Source organism: Methyloversatilis sp. NSM2, assembly GCF_038066675.1.
Lineage (GTDB): Bacteria > Pseudomonadota > Gammaproteobacteria > Burkholderiales > Rhodocyclaceae > Methyloversatilis > Methyloversatilis discipulorum_A.
Map to the genome: position 1 here is coordinate 1,196,392 of NZ_JBBUKV010000001.1, position 17,671 is coordinate 1,214,062.

Here is a 17,671-nt window from a genome sequence, read left to right on the forward strand (position 1 = left end):
TGTTCGCTGCAGGACGCATTGCATCGCGGACTACCTGACCCGCGACGGGCACTACGTCGCCGTGCGGTCAGGCAGCAGTCTGTCGTATTCCTTCTTCACCACCGCGTAGCACTCGCAGGTACGCGCCTCCAGCCCTTCCCGGTCGAGCACGTGGATATGCCCGCGCGCATAGCGGATCAGGCCGATCTTCTGCAGTTTCAACGCCGCCTCGGTCACCCCTTCGCGACGCACGCCCAGCATGTTGGCGATCAGTTCCTGCGTCATCGTCAGCTCGCTGCCCTGCAAGCGGTCCAGGCTCAGCAGCAGCCAGCGGCACAGCTGCTGGTCCAGGGTGTGGTGGCGGTTGCACACCGCCGTCTGCGCCATCTGTGTGATCAGCGCCTGCGTGTAGCGCAGCAACAGATGCATGACTGGGCCGGCGCGGTTGAATTCTTCCTTGATCGTCTGCGCGCGCATGCGCACGCCCCTGCCGGCACTCTGCACGACCGCGCGGCTGGGCGTCGACTCGCCGCCCATGAACAGCGAAATGCCGACTACGCCTTCGTTGCCGACCACGGCGATCTCCGCCGAGGCGCCGTTCTCCATTACGTACAGCAGCGACACGATGGCGCTGGTCGGAAAGTAGACATGGCTGAGGGTGCGGCCGGATTCGTACAGCACCTCGCCCAGCGGCATATCGACCCATTCCAGGAGGGGCTGCCATCGCAGCCAGTCGGCCTCGGGCAGGGCGGCAAGCAGACGGTTGCTTTTCGGGTCTGCGGCGTTCACGTTCAGCGCCCTCCAGCGACTTTGGGTAATCGAAAAAAAAGCGTGCTGCAAGCACGCCGGAGAACTACTGAACTAACTATAGCAAGCGATCACCCAGGCGCTATGTGCGTTACCGTACATAGTGCCCGGGCCGGGCAGGACTGCCCGGAAATATCCATTGCGTCAGCGGCGACCGTCGCCCGCGGTGTTGATGATGATGTCGACGCGGCGGTTCTGCTGCCGCCCGTTGGCGGATTCGTTGCTGGCGATCGGTGCATGTTCGCCCATGCCGGAGGCGACGATGCGCGACGACGAAACGCCGCGGGCCACCAGATAGGCCTTCACCGAATCGGCCCGTCGCTGCGACAGGCCGAGATTGGCGTCACCGCGGCCCACGTTGTCGGTGTGCCCCTCGACTGTCGCGGTGCGCTCCGGATAGGCCTCCATGAACGCCGCAAGCTTGTCCAGGTCCGGTGCGACGCCTGCGATCAACCCCGCTTCGCCGCTGCTAAACAGCACGTCACCCAGCGTGATGACCAGACCGCGATCGGTCGGACGGGCTTCGAGCTCATCCATCCGTGCCTGAGCGTCCGCATTCGCCTGTTCCGCCCTGGCCGCATCCGCGCGCGCAGTCTCGGCCTGACGGCGCGACAGTTCGGCGTCGCCGCGGGCGTCCTCGGCGTCGCTGCGCGCCGATGTGGCATCGTCCCGAGCGACGTCGGCCTCACGCGTCCGGGCATCCAGTCGCGCGCCTTCGCGCTGCGCGGCGAGCTGGCTGCGCTGGTCTTCCGCCAGCCGCGCTTCGGCCAGTGCCCGCGCGATATCAATCCTGCGTTCAGCCATCACGACGCGATGTGCCCCCTGCTCGCTGTCGCGCGGCGGCAACTCCGCCTCGCGCACCGCCGCTTCGGCATCGCGGAGCGCCTCCGGAGCGCGGCGCGCCAGCTGCGGGTCGGCCTGCAGTTGCGCCAGCCTGTTGCGTGCCGCGTCGGCACCGGGTGAAGAGTCAGGCAGTGTCGAACAGGCGGCCAGTGCGAGCGTGCTCAGAACGGCTGCCCCCAGTCGGGTTGCGGCGTATCGGGTGGTGTCCATCAGCGGTCTCCGGTGTTGCGCTGCATTTCCTGCTTCAGCGTGTCGGTGCTGCGACTCATGTCCGCATTCACCGCGCGGGCCCGTGCCAGAGCGGCACGGGCGGAGGCCAGTTCGGCGGCGGCGCGGGACTGTTCGGCCAGTCGATACGCACGCCCCATGTCCTCCTGCCGCACGGCGTCACGGGCGGCATTGAGCTTGTCGCGAGCCTCGCCCAGTTCGTTGGCGGCAAAGTCGGTCACGCGTGCCTGCTCGGCGCTCGCGATGGCCCGCTCGGCCGCCTGCAGTGATGCGGTGGGCGGTGGTGTCGACGCACAGCCGACGAGCGCAATCAGCACCGCCACTGCGGCAACACCCTGCCGGCCTGCCCGGTACGGGCTGGAATGCTTGTTCATATCGTGTTCCCTGTTGAAGCCGCCGGCGACACCGGTCGCCGTACGGTCACGGCGCGATGCGCGCCCCAGGGGTGCGCTGCCGCCGCATCGTTCGGACATCAGTGTCGCGCCGCCGCACCCGCAGGTCGGTACGCTGGCGTACCCAGCCCCCTCAGCGCAGCGGCATACCGTGCGCAAGAAGGCCGGCGAACGCGTCGGCGTCCACCGGTCGGCCGAGCAGATGTCCCTGCACCGACTCGCACTGGCGGATACGCAACAGGGCAAGCTGCTGCTCGGTCTCCACCCCCTCCGCGATCACCTTCTGCCGCAGATGGGTGGCCATGCCGATGATGGCGCCGACGATGCCGTCGTCGCCCTCGTCGCTGTCGAGGTCGTGCACGAAGGACTGGTCGATCTTCAGGGTGTCGAAGGGAAAGCGCCGCAGATAGCTCAGGCTGGAATAGCCGGTTCCGAAATCGTCGATCACCAGCTGCACGCCGATGCACTTGAGCGACTTCAGTACGCTCATCGACGATTCGGCGTCCTCCATCAGCCGGCTCTCGGTCAGTTCCAGCTCCAGCAGGTGCGGCGGCACGCCGGCTTCACCGAGGATGCCGGCAACGCTGTCAGCGAAGCCCGGTCGCCACAACTCGACCGCCGAAATGTTGACGGCGACCGGCACCACGCGCAGCCCTGCGTCCAGCCAGGCGCGTATCTGCCGGCACGCCTCGCGCATCACCCACTGTCCGATCGGTGCGATGAGCCCGCACTCTTCGGCGATCTGTATGAACTGCGCTGGCGGGATCAGCCCGTGGACCGGATCGCACCAGCGCAGCAGCGCCTCGGCGCCGGTCATGCCGCCCGACGCAAGATTCATCTGCGGCTGATAGTGCAGCCGGAACTCGGTGTTCCCCAGCGCCCGGCGCAGACCGCTCTCGATAAGCAGGCGATGCACCGCGCGCGCGTTCATTTCGGGGGTGAAGAACTGGCAGTTGTTCCGGCCCTGCGCCTTGGCGTGATACATCGCGGTATCGGCGTTCCGCATCATGGCGTCGGCCGTGTTGCCGTCGTCCGGATAGACGCTGATGCCGATGCTCAGCGTGATCTGCAGCGCGTGCCCGGCGACCTGCTGCGGTTCGATGAACGCCTGGTGCAATTTGTCGGCAACGCCGGCGGCATCCTGCGGCTGTTCGATCTCGGCCAGCAGGATGACGAATTCGTCGCCGCCTTGGCGACACACCGAGTCTGTCGTGCGCACGCAGCCCACCAGCCGCTCGGCCACGCACTGCAGCAACTGGTCGCCCACGGCATGGCCGAGCGAATCGTTGATGCGCTTGAAGAAATCGAGGTCGATGAAAAGCAGCGCGACCTGCTTGTGATGGCGCGCCGCCTGGCCAATCGCCTGCGCCAGCCGCTCGGTCAGCAGGGCCCGGTTCGGCAGCCCGGTGAGAAAGTCGTGCTGCGCCATGTGCGCCATGCGCAAGGTCATTGCGCGCGACTGGCTGACGTCGTGAAACACGATCACGGCGCCGGTCACCCGGCCATGGCGGTCGTGTATCGGAGCGGCGGAATCCTCGATCGGCAGCTCGACGCCGTCGCGCCGGATGAGCAGGCAATCCATCGCCAGACCCACCGTCCTGTCCTCGTCAACGGCACGCTGCGCCGGGTTGGCGGCCACGGCGCGGGTGGTGCCGTCGATGATGGCGAATACCTCGGTGAGCGGCTGCCCCAGCGCCTCGCGCGCCGTCCAGCCGGTCATCGACTCGGCCACCCGGTTCATGTAGCTCACGCGGCCCCCGATATCGGTGGCCAGAACCGCGTCGCCGATCGAGTTGAGCGTGACCTGCGCCCGCTCCTTCTCGTCGAACAGCGCCTCCTCGGCCCGCTGCAGCACGGCCTCGGCAGCCTTGCGGCCGGTGATGTCCTCGATCGTCTGGACGCATCCTCGGGGCAGGCCGTCATCCGCCATGAATGCCGCATGCAGTCGCGCCCACACGACGCCGCCATCGCTGCGCAGAAGACGCATCTCCGCGCTGAAGGCGACAGCACCCTGCAGCGCTGCTGCCCATTCCCGCTGCACGCGACTGCGGTCGTCGGGGTGGACGAAGCTGCTCCAGTGCATGCCCTCGGCCTGTCCGAAATCGAGCCCGCAGATCGTGCGGTAGGCGGCATTGGTGTAGGTGCAGTGACCCTGTGCGTCGGTCACCAGGATGCCCAGCGGCGACGCATCGCTGATCGCGCGAAAGCGCGCCTCGCTGAAGCGCAGCGCCCGCGCGGCTGTGCGTCTTTCCATGGCGTGGTCCACCGTGCGCGCCAGCCAGTGCGCGTCGGTGTACCCCCGGAGCAGGAAGTCGTGAGCGCCGCGCAGCAGCGCGGCACGGGCGCGTGCCTCGCCGCCGGCCTCGGCCAGCACCAGCACGAGTGCGTCGGGGGCCAGCGCGCACAGCTGTTCGCAGGCATCGAGCGCGTCGAGGGCGGGCGGCCCCAGATCCAGCAGCACGACAGCAATGCCGCCAGCGGCCAGCCGTTCGCGCGCATCGGCAAACGCGCTTACGCACTCGACCAGATACGGGCGTCCGGTCATCGCGTGCGCCTCTCCACCCTCCAGCGCACTGCGCAGCCGCTCCGCATCCTGCGGATCGGCGTCGACGATCAGTACCCGGGTTCGAGCGGCATCCATGTCATGTGCGTCCATCGAGCGCTCCCGGATCAGGCTGGGCAGAGGTTTCAGGGCAGGCGCTTGAGGCGCACATTGCCTTCCCAGATGCAGCTCATCGAGCCGCAGCGGTAGCGGTGGACGGACACGAACATGTTGATGAACAGATCCATGAAATTGCGTTGTACGCGGTAGGCGGCGCGCCCACAGCGAGGGCACGGGATGCCTTTCGCGTAATGGCCGGAATCGTCGCTGCGTCCGGCCCGGCCGATAGCGGGTGTGTTCATCGGAATCTCCGTCTCGTCTCGAGTGCCGACGGTGGCCCGGTTGGCCGAACCGACCGCCGGCTGCGAAATCGCCGATTCGCCGTCCTCACGGCGCTTCTTCTCCATCACGCCAGTCGGCGCGGCGAAGCTCGGCCCCGGAGGACGATTTTCCCGGCGCTTACTTGTGCAGGATTTCGAAGCGTTCGATCTGCCGTTCCGCCTGCTCCTTGGTAAGGCCGTAGGCCTCCTGGATGCGGCCCGACAGTTCCATGCGCTTGCCGGCAATCACGTCGAGCTCATCGTCGGTGAGCTTGCCCCAGCGCGCCTTGACGGTGCCCTTGAATTGCTTCCAGTTGCCTTCAATAGTGTCCCAGTTCATATCGGATACCCTCTCTCTGATTGACACACCTGCGAAATCGCCGGTGCATGACACGAAGATTAGGACTTCGTGTGCGAAGGGTCGGTACGCTGTCGTACATAGATGCGACATGCCGACGGACGGGTCAGCCCGGCAGGCTCACCTCGACGCGGTGGGGCTGCCGGTCGTCGACCAGCACCACCGCGCCGTCGCGACAGTAGGCGCCATCCAGCGTGACCAGGCTGTCCGGCCGCTCGCCATCTGCCACCGAGCGCTCCACCACGATGTGGTACGCGGTTTCGCCGAAGCGGTAATCGATGACGAAGTCGCGCCACTCCGGCGGCATGCAGGGCTGGATGCGCAGCGTGTCGCCCGTGCGTGTGAAACCGAGCAGCGATTCGAGCAGGAGCCGGTACATCCAGCCGGCGGAGCCGGTGTACCAGCTCCAGCCACCGCGGCCGGTGTGCGGGTCCGCCGCGTAAACGTCGGCGGCCATCACGTAGGGTTCGACGCGATAGATCGCCACGGCCTCCGGCGACAGCGCGTGATTGACCGGATTGATCATGTCGGCGACGGCCCACGCGCGCTCGCCGTCGCCGAGCGCGGCGAAGGCCATCGCCGCCCAGATGGCGCCGTGCGTGTACTGGCCGCCGTTCTCGCGCACACCCGGCACGTAGCCGCGGATGTAGCCTGGATCGAGACCGGCCGTGTCGAACGGCGGGTCGAGCAGCTGCACCAGCGCGTCAGCGCGTCGGACCAGCCGGGCATCGACCGACTGCATGGCACGCCGCGCACGGCTGTGGTCGCCCTCGTCGCCGCCGGACAGCACCGACCAGCTCTGCGAGATCGAATCGATGCTGCATTCGGCATTGGCCGCCGAACCCAGCGGCGTGCCGTCGTCGAACCAGGCGCGGCGGTACCAGGCGCCGTCCCAGGCGTGCTTCTCGATATTGCGGCGCAGACGCACGCGCTCGCTCAGGCACAGGTCGACGACCTCGGCATCGTCGCGTTCCCGTGCCAGGACGGCGAACTGCTGCAGCACCTCGCACAGGAAGAAGGCCAGCCAGACGCTTTCACCGCGCCCCCTGATGCCGACCCGGTTCATGCCGTCGTTCCAGTCGCCGGAGCCCATCAGCGGCAGTCCGTGCGTGCCGAAGTGCAGCCCGTGGCGGATGGCCCGCACGCAGTGCGCATACAGGCTGTCGGCATCGGCCGAACGCGCCGGCAGGTCGTAATAGGCGTCGTCCTCGGCATGTACCGGGCGACCTTCGATGAAGGCGACCTCCTCGTCCAGCACCGCTGTGTCGCCGGTGCTCTGCACATAGCGGCACACGGCCAGCGGCAACCAAAGGTAGTCGTCGGAACAGCGGGTACGCACGCCGCGCCCCGACGGCGGATGCCACCAGTGCTGCACGTCGCCCTCGGCGAACTGGCGGCTGGCACTCAGCAGCAGATGCGCACGCGCACGCTGCGGTTCGGCATGCACCAGCGCCATCATGTCCTGCAGCTGGTCGCGGAAGCCGAAGGCGCCGCCTGACTGGTAGTAGCCGCTGCGCGCCCAGACGCGGCAGGCCAGCGTCTGATACACCAGCCAGCCATTGACCAGCAAGTCGAGCGCGCGGTCGGGCGTGCGCACCTGTACCGTACCGAGCGTGTGCTGCCAGTGCGCACGCACGGCGTCCAGCGCCGCCTGCGCCGCCGACGCGCCGCGGAAGCGCTGCACCAGGCGGCCGGCATCCTCGAGGTCGTGCCCGCTGCCGAGGCGGAACACGAGCTCGCGCGTCTGCCCTTCCTCAAGATCGACACTCACCTGGATGGCCGCGCACGGGTCCAGACCGGCGCCCACCCGACCCGACAGGCGCTGTCGCCGCATCGCGGCCGGCGCGCGCAGACTGCCGTTGCGACCGATGAACTCGGTGCGGTCCGCGGTCACGGTGCGCGCCGTGTCGTCGACGTCGAAGAAGGCGACCCGCTCGGCGAACTCCATGCTGTAGTGGTTGCGCGCGTAGAGCGCACCGCTGCGCGGCACCGTTTCGGTGACCACGTGCATGGCGGATTTCTCCCGCAGATCGCCCAGCACCCAGTCGACATAGCCGGTGGCCGACAGGCTGCGTGGCCGACCGGACACATTGCGCAGGCGGAGCAGCGAGAACTTGACCGGGGCGTCGATGGCGACGAACACCCAAAGCTCCGACTGGATGCCGTCGCAGACGGTTTCGAACACGCTGTAGCCGAAACCGTGCCGTATGGTGAAGGCGCTCGTCGCCGGCACCGGCAGTGGTGTCGGCGACCAGTAGCGTCCGCTTTCCTCGTCGCGGATATACAGCGCCTCACCACCGGTGTCGCTGACCGGATCGTTGTGCCAGGGCGACAGGCGGAACTCGTGTGCGTTGTCGCACCAGGTGTAGGCGCTGCCGCACTCCGACACCACGGTGCCGAAATGCGGATTGGCCAGTACGTTCGCCCACGGCGCCGGCGTGACCTGGCCAGGCGCCAGCGTAACGACATACTCCCGCCCGTTGGCGGAAAACCCGCCGAGGCCGTTGAAATGCGAACGCCCTGCCGCGTCCCCGGCGACGCTGTCCGGCACTGCGGGCGCCTGCACATCGGCGGGCCGGGCCACCAGTCCGGGTACCCTTGCCGGCGCGATGGCTCGCCGTTCGATCTGCTCGGCCAGCGACCCGCCGCTGTCGGATATGACGATGCGCGCGACCGACAGCAGCAGCACCCGGTCCTCGCCCGAAATCTGTTCCGCCTGGCGGACGAAGATGCCACCCGGCCGGTCGATCACGCTGGCTTCGATGCCGGAGGCGATCAGGCCGGTGATCTGGTCCTGCAGCATCTGCCGGTAGCCGGCGTGGTCCTCATTCCAGATCACCAGATCGACCGCCAGCCCCTTCAGCCGCCAGTAGGCGTGCGCCTGCACCATCTGGCGCACAAGATCGATGTTGGCGGCGTCGGCGATCTGCAGCAGCACGATGGGCAGGTCGCCGGAAATGGCGTAGCCCCAAAGCCCCGACTGCCCGCGCCGGTTGCGCATCAGCACCGCCGGGTCGGCGCGCAGCGACGGGTTGGCGAACAGCACCGACGCCGCGAGGCGCGCGTGCAGCTGGGCGTCGGCCTCGGTCGCGTTGAGCTGACGCAGCACCACCTGACCGTGCGTCCAGGTCAGATCGATCACGCGATCGGACAGGTGGCGGTCGCGATACTTGTCGACCAGCGCCAGCGCGATGTCGCGGCTGTCCGCCACGCCGGTCACGATGTCCAGCGTGACCGCCTGACCGGCGTCGAGCGTGAGCACGCTGCGAATGGCGACCACCGGATCGAGCACCGCGCCATCGGTGCCCGACAGCGTGGCCGTGTCCATCGCCCGTGCATCGGCGCAGGTACGGGTACGGCCGATGAAACGCATGCGGTCGGTTTCGCACGACACCTGCTCGGCATCGACGCCATGCACCGCCATCAGGTGCAGCATCCACGGTGATTGCTCGCCGGCCGAGCGCGGCCGCCGGGTGCACAGGATGGCCGGCCGGTCGCGCAGGATTTCGGTCTGCACGAAAAGATTGCTGAACGCCGGGTGCAGTGCGTCGGAGGCCGCCGGGGCGATCACCACCTCGGCATAGCTGGTGACGTCGATGCGCCGGCGTGTCGAGGTCCGGTTGGTGATGCGCACGCGGCGCAGTTCGATGTCGTCCTCGGGCGACACGACGATTTCGGTATGCGTCTCGAACTCGCCTTCGCCGTCGGCGCTGGCATCGCGGCGGCGGAACTCCGCCCTGCCTTCGGAGAAGATCGCCTCATAGGACAGCGCGCGCCCCTGCACCGGCTGGTGCGCGGCAGACCACATGTTCGGCGCGCCGTCGGCGACATCCAGCTCGCGCACGTAACAGAAGCTGCCGCGGTCGTCGCAGGTGCCGTCCTCGCGCCAGCGCGTGACCGCCAGATCCTTCCAGCGGCTGTAGCCGCCGCCGGCCTGGGTCACCATGACGTGATAGCGGCCGTTGGACAGCAGCTGCACCTCGGGCATCGGCGTGTCCGGCGTGTCGAACACGCGGATCGGCGTCTGCGATGTCATTGGCGTCGAGCGCAGCGCGTGCAGCTGTGCCGTGTGCTCGAACAGTGCGGTGGCCTTGGGAATGCGTTCGTGCAGCAGCAGCATGACCGACTGGAACAGCCGGTCGGACGCGAAACGGCGCTGCATCGGTCGGTCGAGCAGCAGCGACGCCAGCGCCAGCAGGCTCATGCCCTGGTGGTGCGCCATGAAGGCCCGCACGACGACGCGCGTCTGGCCGCGCCGCTGGCGGGTCGGCGTGTAGTCGATGGCCTCGAAGAAGCCGTAGCGCCCGACGAAGCCCTCCCCGGCCATCCGCTGCAGGTTGGCGCAGGCCTCTTCCGGCGCCACCAGCAAGGCAAGCACCGACGCATAGGGCGCGACCACCAGATCGTCGGCCAGACCGCGCTTGAGACCCAGGCCCGGCACACCGAAGGCGCGGTACTGGTAGTTCAGGTGCACATCGACCGTGTTGTAGCCGGACTCCGAGATGCCCCAGGGCACGCCGCGCTGCCGTCCGTACTCGATCTGCCGTGCCACCGCGGCGCGGCAGGTCTGGTCGAGCAGCGTGCCGTCGAAGGACGGCATCACCAGCATCGGCATCAGGTACTCGAACATCGACCCGCTCCAGGACAGCAGCACCGGCTCGCCGCCGGCAGCCGTGAGCAGGCGTCCGAGCGCAAACCAGCCCTCCTGCGGCAACTGTCCCTGGGCGATGGCGACGAAGCTGCACAGACGCGCCTCGGACGCCAGCAGATCGTAATAGCTGCTGTCGGCGCGGCGCTCCGGCACGTTGTAGCCGATGGTCAGCAGATGGCGCGAGCTGTCATACAGGAAGTCGTAATCCATGCGCGCCAGAGCGGCCGCCTGGGCGGCCAGCGCGTCGAGCCGCGCCAGTCGTTCGCGCGCCCGGCGGCCGCCCTCGTCCAGATGGTGCAGCAGCATGTTCAGCCAGGCCCGCTGTTCCACCGAGCACTCGTATTCGCCCAACTGGGTGCGGGCGGCAAGCCGGCGCCCGATGTCGGCACCGAGCGTGCGATCCAGGCCGGCCAGCGCCGCCAGCGTCGACATCGCCCCGGGCGACGGCAACAGATCGGTCAGGCCACCCGTCGTCTGGTGCGCCATCGACAGCCAGGGCACCAGCAACGCCAGTTCGTCGAGGGCGGCGGCGCACTGGCGGCGCATTGCTGCAGCCCACGTAGCGGCCTCGGACTCAGCGGCGTCGCCGCCTGGCGCGGGCGGCAGATCCAGCTCGCCGATCAGCACCTGCAGGCGTCGCAGGGCGGTGGCGACGGCGATCAGGCTGTCCGGCGGCGCAACGCACAGCGCCTGCAGTTCGCCGCGCAGCACGGTCACACGCCGTGCTGCGTCGACGTCGACCGCTTCGGCGAGCAGCGCTGCGGTGTCGTCAAGACCGGCGAACAGGCGGACCGGCAGCAGCGGCTGATCGGCCATCGCTGCGAGGCCGGCGCGCAGCGTCAGCAGATGGCCGGCCAGATTGCCGCTGTCGACCGACGACACGTAGAGCGGCGGCATGGGCAGCAGCGTCTGCGTGTCGTACCAGTTGTAGAAGTGGCCGCGGTAGCGTTCCAGCCCCGCCATCGTGCGCAGTGTCGATGCGGTGCGTTCCAGCATCGGTCCGGCGCACAGATAGCCGAAGTCCCAGGCCGACAGGTTGGCCAGCAGCGCCAGCCCCATATTGGTCGGCGAGGTGCGGTGGGCGATGGCGGCGACGCGGTACTCCTGATAGTTGTCCGGCGGCAGCCCGTGGTCGTCGCTGCCGACCAGGTTGTCAAAGTAGGCCCAGGTGCGGCGTGCCAGGCCGCGCAGGAAATCGGTCTGCGCCGCCGTCAGCCGTACTGCGCGCCGTCTGAGCGGCTGGCTTACCCACCAGGCGATCGCCGGCGAGGCGGCCCAGAGCAGGAGCACCGGCGCGGCGGCCAGCAGCAACTGCGGCGCGGCGACGCCCAGGTGCAGCGCCGTCGTTGCCGCCAGCGCCGGCCCGATCCACATCGCCTTCAGGAGGCCGGCGGGCGTGCTGCGCCGGGCCGCCTGACGATCCACCTCGCCGGACGGATTCCATTCCAGCATGCGCCGGTGCGACACCCGCATGCGCCACAGCGTGCGCGCGATCGCGTCCAGGCTGTAGAGCGCCTGATGCGGCAGGCAGGCCAGTTCGAAAGCGGCCAGCCGGAGGTGGCGCAGCGCACCGCGTCCGACCATGGACAGGTGCTGGTGCAGCAGCACGTCGGACGGTTTGCGCAGCAGATCGGTCAGACTCGCGCACAGCGCCGGCAGCAGCACGACGGCGAGCGCGGCGGCGGTCCACATCCAGGCGGAGGACAGCAGCGTCCAGCCGAGCAGCAGCATCAGCACGAGCGACAGCGGTACCAGGCTGCGGCGCAGATTGTCGAACAGCTTCCATTGCGCCAGCAGTGACAGCGGGTTGGGCTGCAGGCGTGTTCCTTCCGCGGCGTCGCACAGGCACATGCAGGGCACGCGGCGCTTCAGCCAGCCGGCAAGCTGCCAGTCGCCGCGTATCCAGCGGTGCCGGCGAGCGACGTCGGCGCCGTACTGCGCCGGATGGTCCTCGAACAGCTGTACGTCGCTGAGCAGCCCGGCGCGTGCGTAACAGCCTTCCAGCAGGTCGTGACTGAGGATGCGGTTCGGCACGAAGCGCCCGCCGAGCGACTGTTCGAAGGCATCGACCTCGTAGATGCCCTTGCCGATGAAGGAGCCCTCGCCGAACACGTCCTGATAGACGTCGGACACCGCCCGCGTGTACGGATCGATGCCCGGCTCGCCGCCGTGCATGCGCGCGAAGCGCGACCGACCGGCAGCCGGGAGGCTGGTCGCCACCCGCGGCTGCAGGATGCCGTAGCCCTCGACCACGCGTCGCTTCACCGGGTCGTAGCGCGGCCGGTTCAGCGGATGGGCCATGGCGCCGACCAGCTGGCGGGCGGCGTCGCGCGGAAGCTGGGTGTCGGTATCCAGCGTGATCACATAGGTCACGTCGCGCAGCGGCGCGGTATTGCCGACGACCAGCGAGAAGACGTCGCCGTCCAGTTCGGGCAGGCGGCCGCGCAGCAGCGCATTCAGCTCCGCCAGCTTGCCGCGCTTGCGTTCATGGCCCATCCAGACGCCCTGCTGCGGATTCCAGCGTCGTGCGCGGTGGAACAGGAAGAAGCGGTCGCCGCTCAGCGGCGCACACGCGTCGCGATACTTCGCGTTCAGTTCCTCGATCCGCAGTCGGGCCAGCGCCAGCAGGGCGGCATCGCCCGGCTGTGTGGCCTCCGGCGCGTCGGCGAAGTCGGTGAGCAGCCCGAAGTGCAGGCGCGGGTCGCGGTTGGCGAGAAAGCGCACCTCCAGCGCTTCCACCAGCGATTCGACGGCCGCCTCGCCGGTGATCATCGTCGGCACCACGACCAGCGTACGGGCACCCTCTTCCACGCCCGCCGAATAATCCATGCGCGGCAGAGGGTGCGCCGTCACAAGCAGCGTCACCAGCCAGTTCACCAGCGAAAGTGCGAGCTGGCTCACGCCCGGCAGCAACAGCAGTCCGAGTGCGTAAAGCGCCAGTCCGCCCGCCCAGCTGGGCACGCGATCGAGCGGTACGCCGGCCAGCAGCCAGGCTTCGACCAGCGCGGTCAGCAGCGCAATGCTGCCAAGATAGGGCAGCAGCGGCACGCGCCCGACGGCCCGGCCCAGCGCGCGGAGGGCCGACAGGCGGATACCGAGCGCGCGCTCCAGTTCGGGCAGTCCGCGGTCGGCCAGGTAGAAGCCGACGTGGCCGATGCGCCCGGGCTGGACCGCGGCACCGGCACTCGCCAGTTCGAGCGCCTTCAGGGCGACATCGCTCTCGCTCACGCCGCCGCGTCGCGCGATGGCTTCGGCGGCATGGCGGTAGTGATCGCGGCTGCAGAAATCCATCCGGCCGTAGATGCCATCCGGGTCCCGGCGCAGGATCTGCTCGACCACGCTGAGGCTTTCGACGAAGTCGCGCCAGTCTGCGGCCCCGAGCACGCGCAGGCTGCCGATGCTGTTGCTGATCGACAGCTGGTCGGCCGCCTGCTGCTGGTTCTCCTGTTGCACGAGCTGTTCGATCGTCAGCGCGGACTCGGACAGATACTGTTCGATCCAGGTCAGCGGCAGCGCCAGCGCCGGACCGCGCCCCTGCAGCCTGCGCGCCAGTTCGGCAACGAAGGCGCCCACCATGGGCGGCTTCGAATGCGCCATGTCGGCGATGACGAGGATCAGTCCGGCCGGGTTGCGCTCGACCGCCTCCGTCATGCGGTCGGCCCAGACGCCGGCCAGCGTGCGCTGATTCCAGCAGGCGGCCACGTGCGCGCCCACCCGGCGCAGATTCTCGATCAGCGCCAGACGCAGCATGATGGGCACCGCCCACAGTTCGCCTATCGTCAGCGGCGATACGGTCTGGTAGGCGGCCACGAAGCGGCCCAGACTTTCAGTGTCGACGCGGCCGTCGCCGTGCGCCACGGCAGCCAGCGCGATGTCGTACACGCGCGGATGCCCGGCCGACGGGCCGCGCGCGAGGCGCGGCAGTTCGCGGCTGTAGCCCTTGGGCAGATGCCGTTCGGCGGCGCGGATGTGCTCTTCGATCAGGTAGAAATTGTCGAGCAGCCAGTCGGCCGCCGGCGTGATGCGCCGGCTTTCGGTCGCCGCCTCGGCCAGCAGGGCGCTGACGCCCGCGAGCACGACTTCGTTCTCGGCCAGTCGCGCCAGCAGGCGGTCCGGCAGGCGAGCGGCGGTCAGTGTGTGCGAAGCGGCCAGTTCCTTGCCGTGCTGCGCCATCTGTTCGGCGCTGAACAAGCCACCGCGCAGCGGCGTTTCGTCGTCGGGCGCGCGCTCAACGCGGCGCGCGTCGTGGCGGCGTCTTCTCCATGCGCGCCATCGCGCGCCGGCAGACAGTTGGGCATTCACGGCTGTGACCTTGCGCCGGCCGCAGCGGCGCCCGCAGGTGCGGGCTGAAGTGTGTATCCGGCCATCGGCCGGACCCTTTTCGGGCCGACGGACTGCAGTCGGCGACCACTCACTTGATGCGCATGTCGTTCTTGACCGACTTCACACCGCCGACTGCGCGTGTCACCGCGACCGCCTTGTCCATCATGGCCTGCGTGCTGACGAAACCGCTCAGCTGCACGACGCCCTTGAAGGTTTCGACGTTGATCTCGGCCACCTTCAGCGTAGGTTCATTGAGGATGGCCGCCTTGACCTTGGTGGTGATGACGGTGTCGTCGACATACTCACCGGTGCCCTCCTGCTTCGAGGTGGATGCGCAGCCGACAGCCGTTGCCAGTGCCACGGCAAGGAAGACTGCCGAGAGGTATTTGCCTGCTTGTTTCATGATGGAATTCTCCTGATGAGGGATGGGGTCGATGGCCTGACGGCACACCGAAGAGACGTCTCTGCACCGTGCAACGCGGGTGCGACGCACGGTGCCGGCAAACTGCAGGCGTGCACCGGTGGCCCGGTCAGCCGGACGCGCCCGATGCGAAAGTCATCGGCGAGATCATCGATGAAGCCCTTCTGCCATAACGGATCCGGAAGAACCCGATACAGCACGAAGAGCATAGCGAGTGGCTGCGCCGGGGTATGTACGGCAGCGCACACAACATGTTTTCAGGCAGGGGCGAGCACTGCGCCCGGACCGACAGACACTCAGGCGAGCGGCGGCGTCGGCCACTGCCAGTTGCGGATCTCCGGCATGTCTTCGCCATGCTCGAGGATGTACTGGCGGTGGGCGTTCAGACGGTCGCGCATGCGCTGCTTGATGTGGGCGGCCTGCGGCTGCAGCATCGGCACGCGGCTGGCGACGTCCATGACGAGATGGAAGCGGTCGAGCATGTTCAGCACCACCATGTCGAAGGGGGTGGTGGTGGTGCCCTCCTCCTTGTAGCCGCGCACATGCAGGTTGCCGTGGTTGCTGCGCCGGTAGGTCAGGCGGTGGATGAGCCAGGGGTAGCCGTGATAGGCGAACAGGATGGGCACGTCGGGCCGGAACAGCGACACGAACTCGTCGTCCGACAGGCCGTGCGGATGCTCTTCGCGCGGCTGCAGCGTCATCAGGTCGACCACGTTGATGAAGCGCACCTTGAGCGTCGGCGCCAGTTCCCGGAGCAGGTCGATGGCGGCCAGCATTTCCAGCGTCGGTACGTCGCCCGCGGCGGCGAGCACCACGTCGGGCTCGCCCGCGCTGTCGCTGCACGCCCACTCCCACATGCCGATGCCGGCCTCGGCATGATCGACTGCGGCGTCCATCGACAGCCACTGCCGTTCCGGATGCTTGCCGGCAACGATGACATTCACCCGGTCGCGGCTGCGCAGACAGGCGTCGGTCACATAGAGCAGCGTGTTGGCGTCCGGCGGCAGATAGACACGGATGATGTCGGCCTTCTTGTTCACCACGTGGTCGATGAAGCCGGGATCCTGGTGCGAGAAGCCATTGTGATCCTGGCGCCAGACGTGCGAAGTGAGCAGGATGTTGAGCGAGGCGACCGGGCGACGCCACGGTATGCCGCGGCACACCTTGAGCCACTTGGCGTGCTGGTTGAACATCGAATCGACGATGTGGATGAAGGCTTCGTAGCAGCTGAACAGGCCGTGCCGTCCGCTCAGCAGATAGCCCTCCAGCCAGCCCTGGCAGGCATGCTCCGACAGCATTTCCATCACCCGGCCATCGGGCGCCAGATGGTCGTCGGCATCGAAGCGCTGCGCCATCCAGGTGCGGTCGGTCACTTCGAACACGGCGCCCAGCCGGTTGGACGCGGTCTCGTCCGGACCGAACAGGCGGAAGCTGTGCGGGTTGTCGCGCATCACGTCGCGCAGGAAGCCGCCCATCACCCGCGTCGACTCGGCCAGTGTCGCGCCGGGCGCCGGCACGTCGATCGCGTGGCTCCGGAAGTTCGGCAGGCGCAGGTCGCGCAGCAGCGTGCCGCCGTTGGCGTGCGGATTGGCGCCCATGCGGCGCGTTCCGTGCGGCGCCAGGGCGAGCAGTTCCGGTCGGGGCGCGCCATTGGCGTCGAACAGTTCGTCCGGCCGGTAGGATTGCATCCACTCTTCCAGCAGGCGCAGATGGTCCGGATTGTCCATGTCGCCGAAAGGCACCTGGTGCGAACGCCAGCTGCCTTCGGTCTTCAGGCCATCGACCTCCTTCGGACCGGTCCAGCCCTTGGGCGAGCGCAGCACGATCATCGGCCACTGCGGCCGGCTCATGTAGGTCCCCTGGCGCGCGCGGTGCTGGATGTCGCGGATGGCGCTGATCGCCTTGCCGACCGCCTTCGCCATCAGATCGTGCATCAGCACCGGATCGTCACCCTCTACGAAGATGGGTGCGTGGCCGTAACCGATCAGCAGGCTTTCCAGCTCGGCGTGACTGATGCGGGCCAGCAGGGTCGGGCTGGCGATCTTGTAGCCGTTCAGGTGCAGCACCGGCAGCACGGCGCCGTCGGTGCGCGGGTTCAGGAACTTGTTCGAATGCCACGAGGTGGCCAGCGGCCCGGTTTCGGCCTCGCCGTCACCGACCACGCAGCAGGCGATCAGGTCCGGGTTGTCGAATACCGCGCCGTAGGCGTGCAGCAGCGCATAGCCGAGTTCGCCGCCTTCGTGAATGGAACCGGGCGTCTCCGGTGCGGCGTGGCTCGGGATGCCGCCAGGGAAGGAGAACTGGCGGAACAGCCGGCGCATGCCTTCGGCGTCCTGCGTCACGTCCGGGTAGAACGCGCTGTAACTGCCTTCCAGCCAGGTATTCGCGACCACCGCGGGACCGCCGTGACCAGGACCGGCGACGAAGATCATGTCGAGGTCGTGGTGGCGGATCGCCCTGTTCATGTGGGCGTAGATGAAGTTCAGCCCCGGGGTCGTCCCCCAGTGTCCGAGCAGGCGCGGCTTGATGTGAGCGCGCTGCAGCGGCTGTCTGAGCAGCGGATTGTCGAGCAGGTAGATCTGTCCGACCGACAGATAGTTGGCGGCACGCCACCACGCGTCCAGCCGCCGCAGGTCGTCCGCGTCGGGCAGCGCCGAAGGCTGGGTCATGTCCTCTCTCCTGGTCATCGCCTGCGCGAAGTCACCGCGAGCGCCCGGGTTCGCCGGCGCCTCGCGGTAGGCCGCTGA

At 68.3% G+C, this 17,671-nt stretch carries 9 protein-coding genes; all 9 read right to left on the reverse strand.

All coding sequences use genetic code 11. The features are described 5' to 3' along the window. Positions 1 to 51: 51 nt before the first annotated feature. The 9 genes from WJU27_RS05440 to WJU27_RS05480 all read right to left on the reverse strand — a co-directional run bounded on the left by WJU27_RS05440 (position 52) and on the right by WJU27_RS05480 (position 17,593). Positions 52 to 675 (reverse strand): Crp/Fnr family transcriptional regulator, encoded by a 624-nt coding sequence (locus WJU27_RS05440; protein WP_445928427.1) that lies wholly within the window; start codon positions 673 to 675, stop codon positions 52 to 54. Between the two features lie 255 nt (positions 676 to 930). Continuing rightward, positions 931 to 1,839: an OmpA family protein gene (locus WJU27_RS05445; RefSeq protein WP_341421376.1), complete on the reverse strand. Its 909-nt coding sequence runs from the start codon at positions 1,837 to 1,839 to the stop codon at positions 931 to 933. Beyond that, entirely contained in the window at positions 1,839 to 2,231 is a 393-nt protein-coding gene (locus tag WJU27_RS05450) for a DUF4398 domain-containing protein (protein WP_341421377.1), read from the reverse strand. The genes WJU27_RS05445 and WJU27_RS05450 overlap by 1 nt, the downstream gene beginning before the upstream one ends. Positions 2,232 to 2,382: 151 nt before the next feature. After that, positions 2,383 to 4,905, reverse strand: a complete 2,523-nt coding sequence (locus tag WJU27_RS05455; RefSeq protein WP_341421378.1) for an EAL domain-containing protein — start codon at positions 4,903 to 4,905, stop codon at positions 2,383 to 2,385. Positions 4,906 to 4,937: 32 nt separating this feature from the next. Then, complete coding sequence (locus tag WJU27_RS05460; protein ID WP_157278169.1) at positions 4,938 to 5,153, reverse strand: hypothetical protein; 216 nt, start codon at positions 5,151 to 5,153, stop codon at positions 4,938 to 4,940. 157 nt (positions 5,154 to 5,310) lie between these two features. Then, positions 5,311 to 5,511: a CsbD family protein gene (locus WJU27_RS05465; RefSeq protein ID WP_341421379.1), complete on the reverse strand. Its 201-nt coding sequence runs from the start codon at positions 5,509 to 5,511 to the stop codon at positions 5,311 to 5,313. A 124-nt stretch (positions 5,512 to 5,635) separates the two neighbouring features. After that, entirely contained in the window at positions 5,636 to 14,482 is an 8,847-nt protein-coding gene (locus WJU27_RS05470; protein ID WP_341421380.1) for a GH36-type glycosyl hydrolase domain-containing protein, read from the reverse strand. 109 nt (positions 14,483 to 14,591) lie between these two features. Next, on the reverse strand, positions 14,592 to 14,906 hold the full coding sequence (locus tag WJU27_RS05475; RefSeq protein WP_341421381.1) for a BON domain-containing protein: 315 nt from the start codon (positions 14,904 to 14,906) through the stop codon (positions 14,592 to 14,594). A 314-nt stretch (positions 14,907 to 15,220) separates the two neighbouring features. After that, entirely contained in the window at positions 15,221 to 17,593 is a 2,373-nt protein-coding gene (locus WJU27_RS05480; RefSeq protein ID WP_341421382.1) for a phosphoketolase family protein, read from the reverse strand. Positions 17,594 to 17,671: the final 78 nt, after the last annotated feature.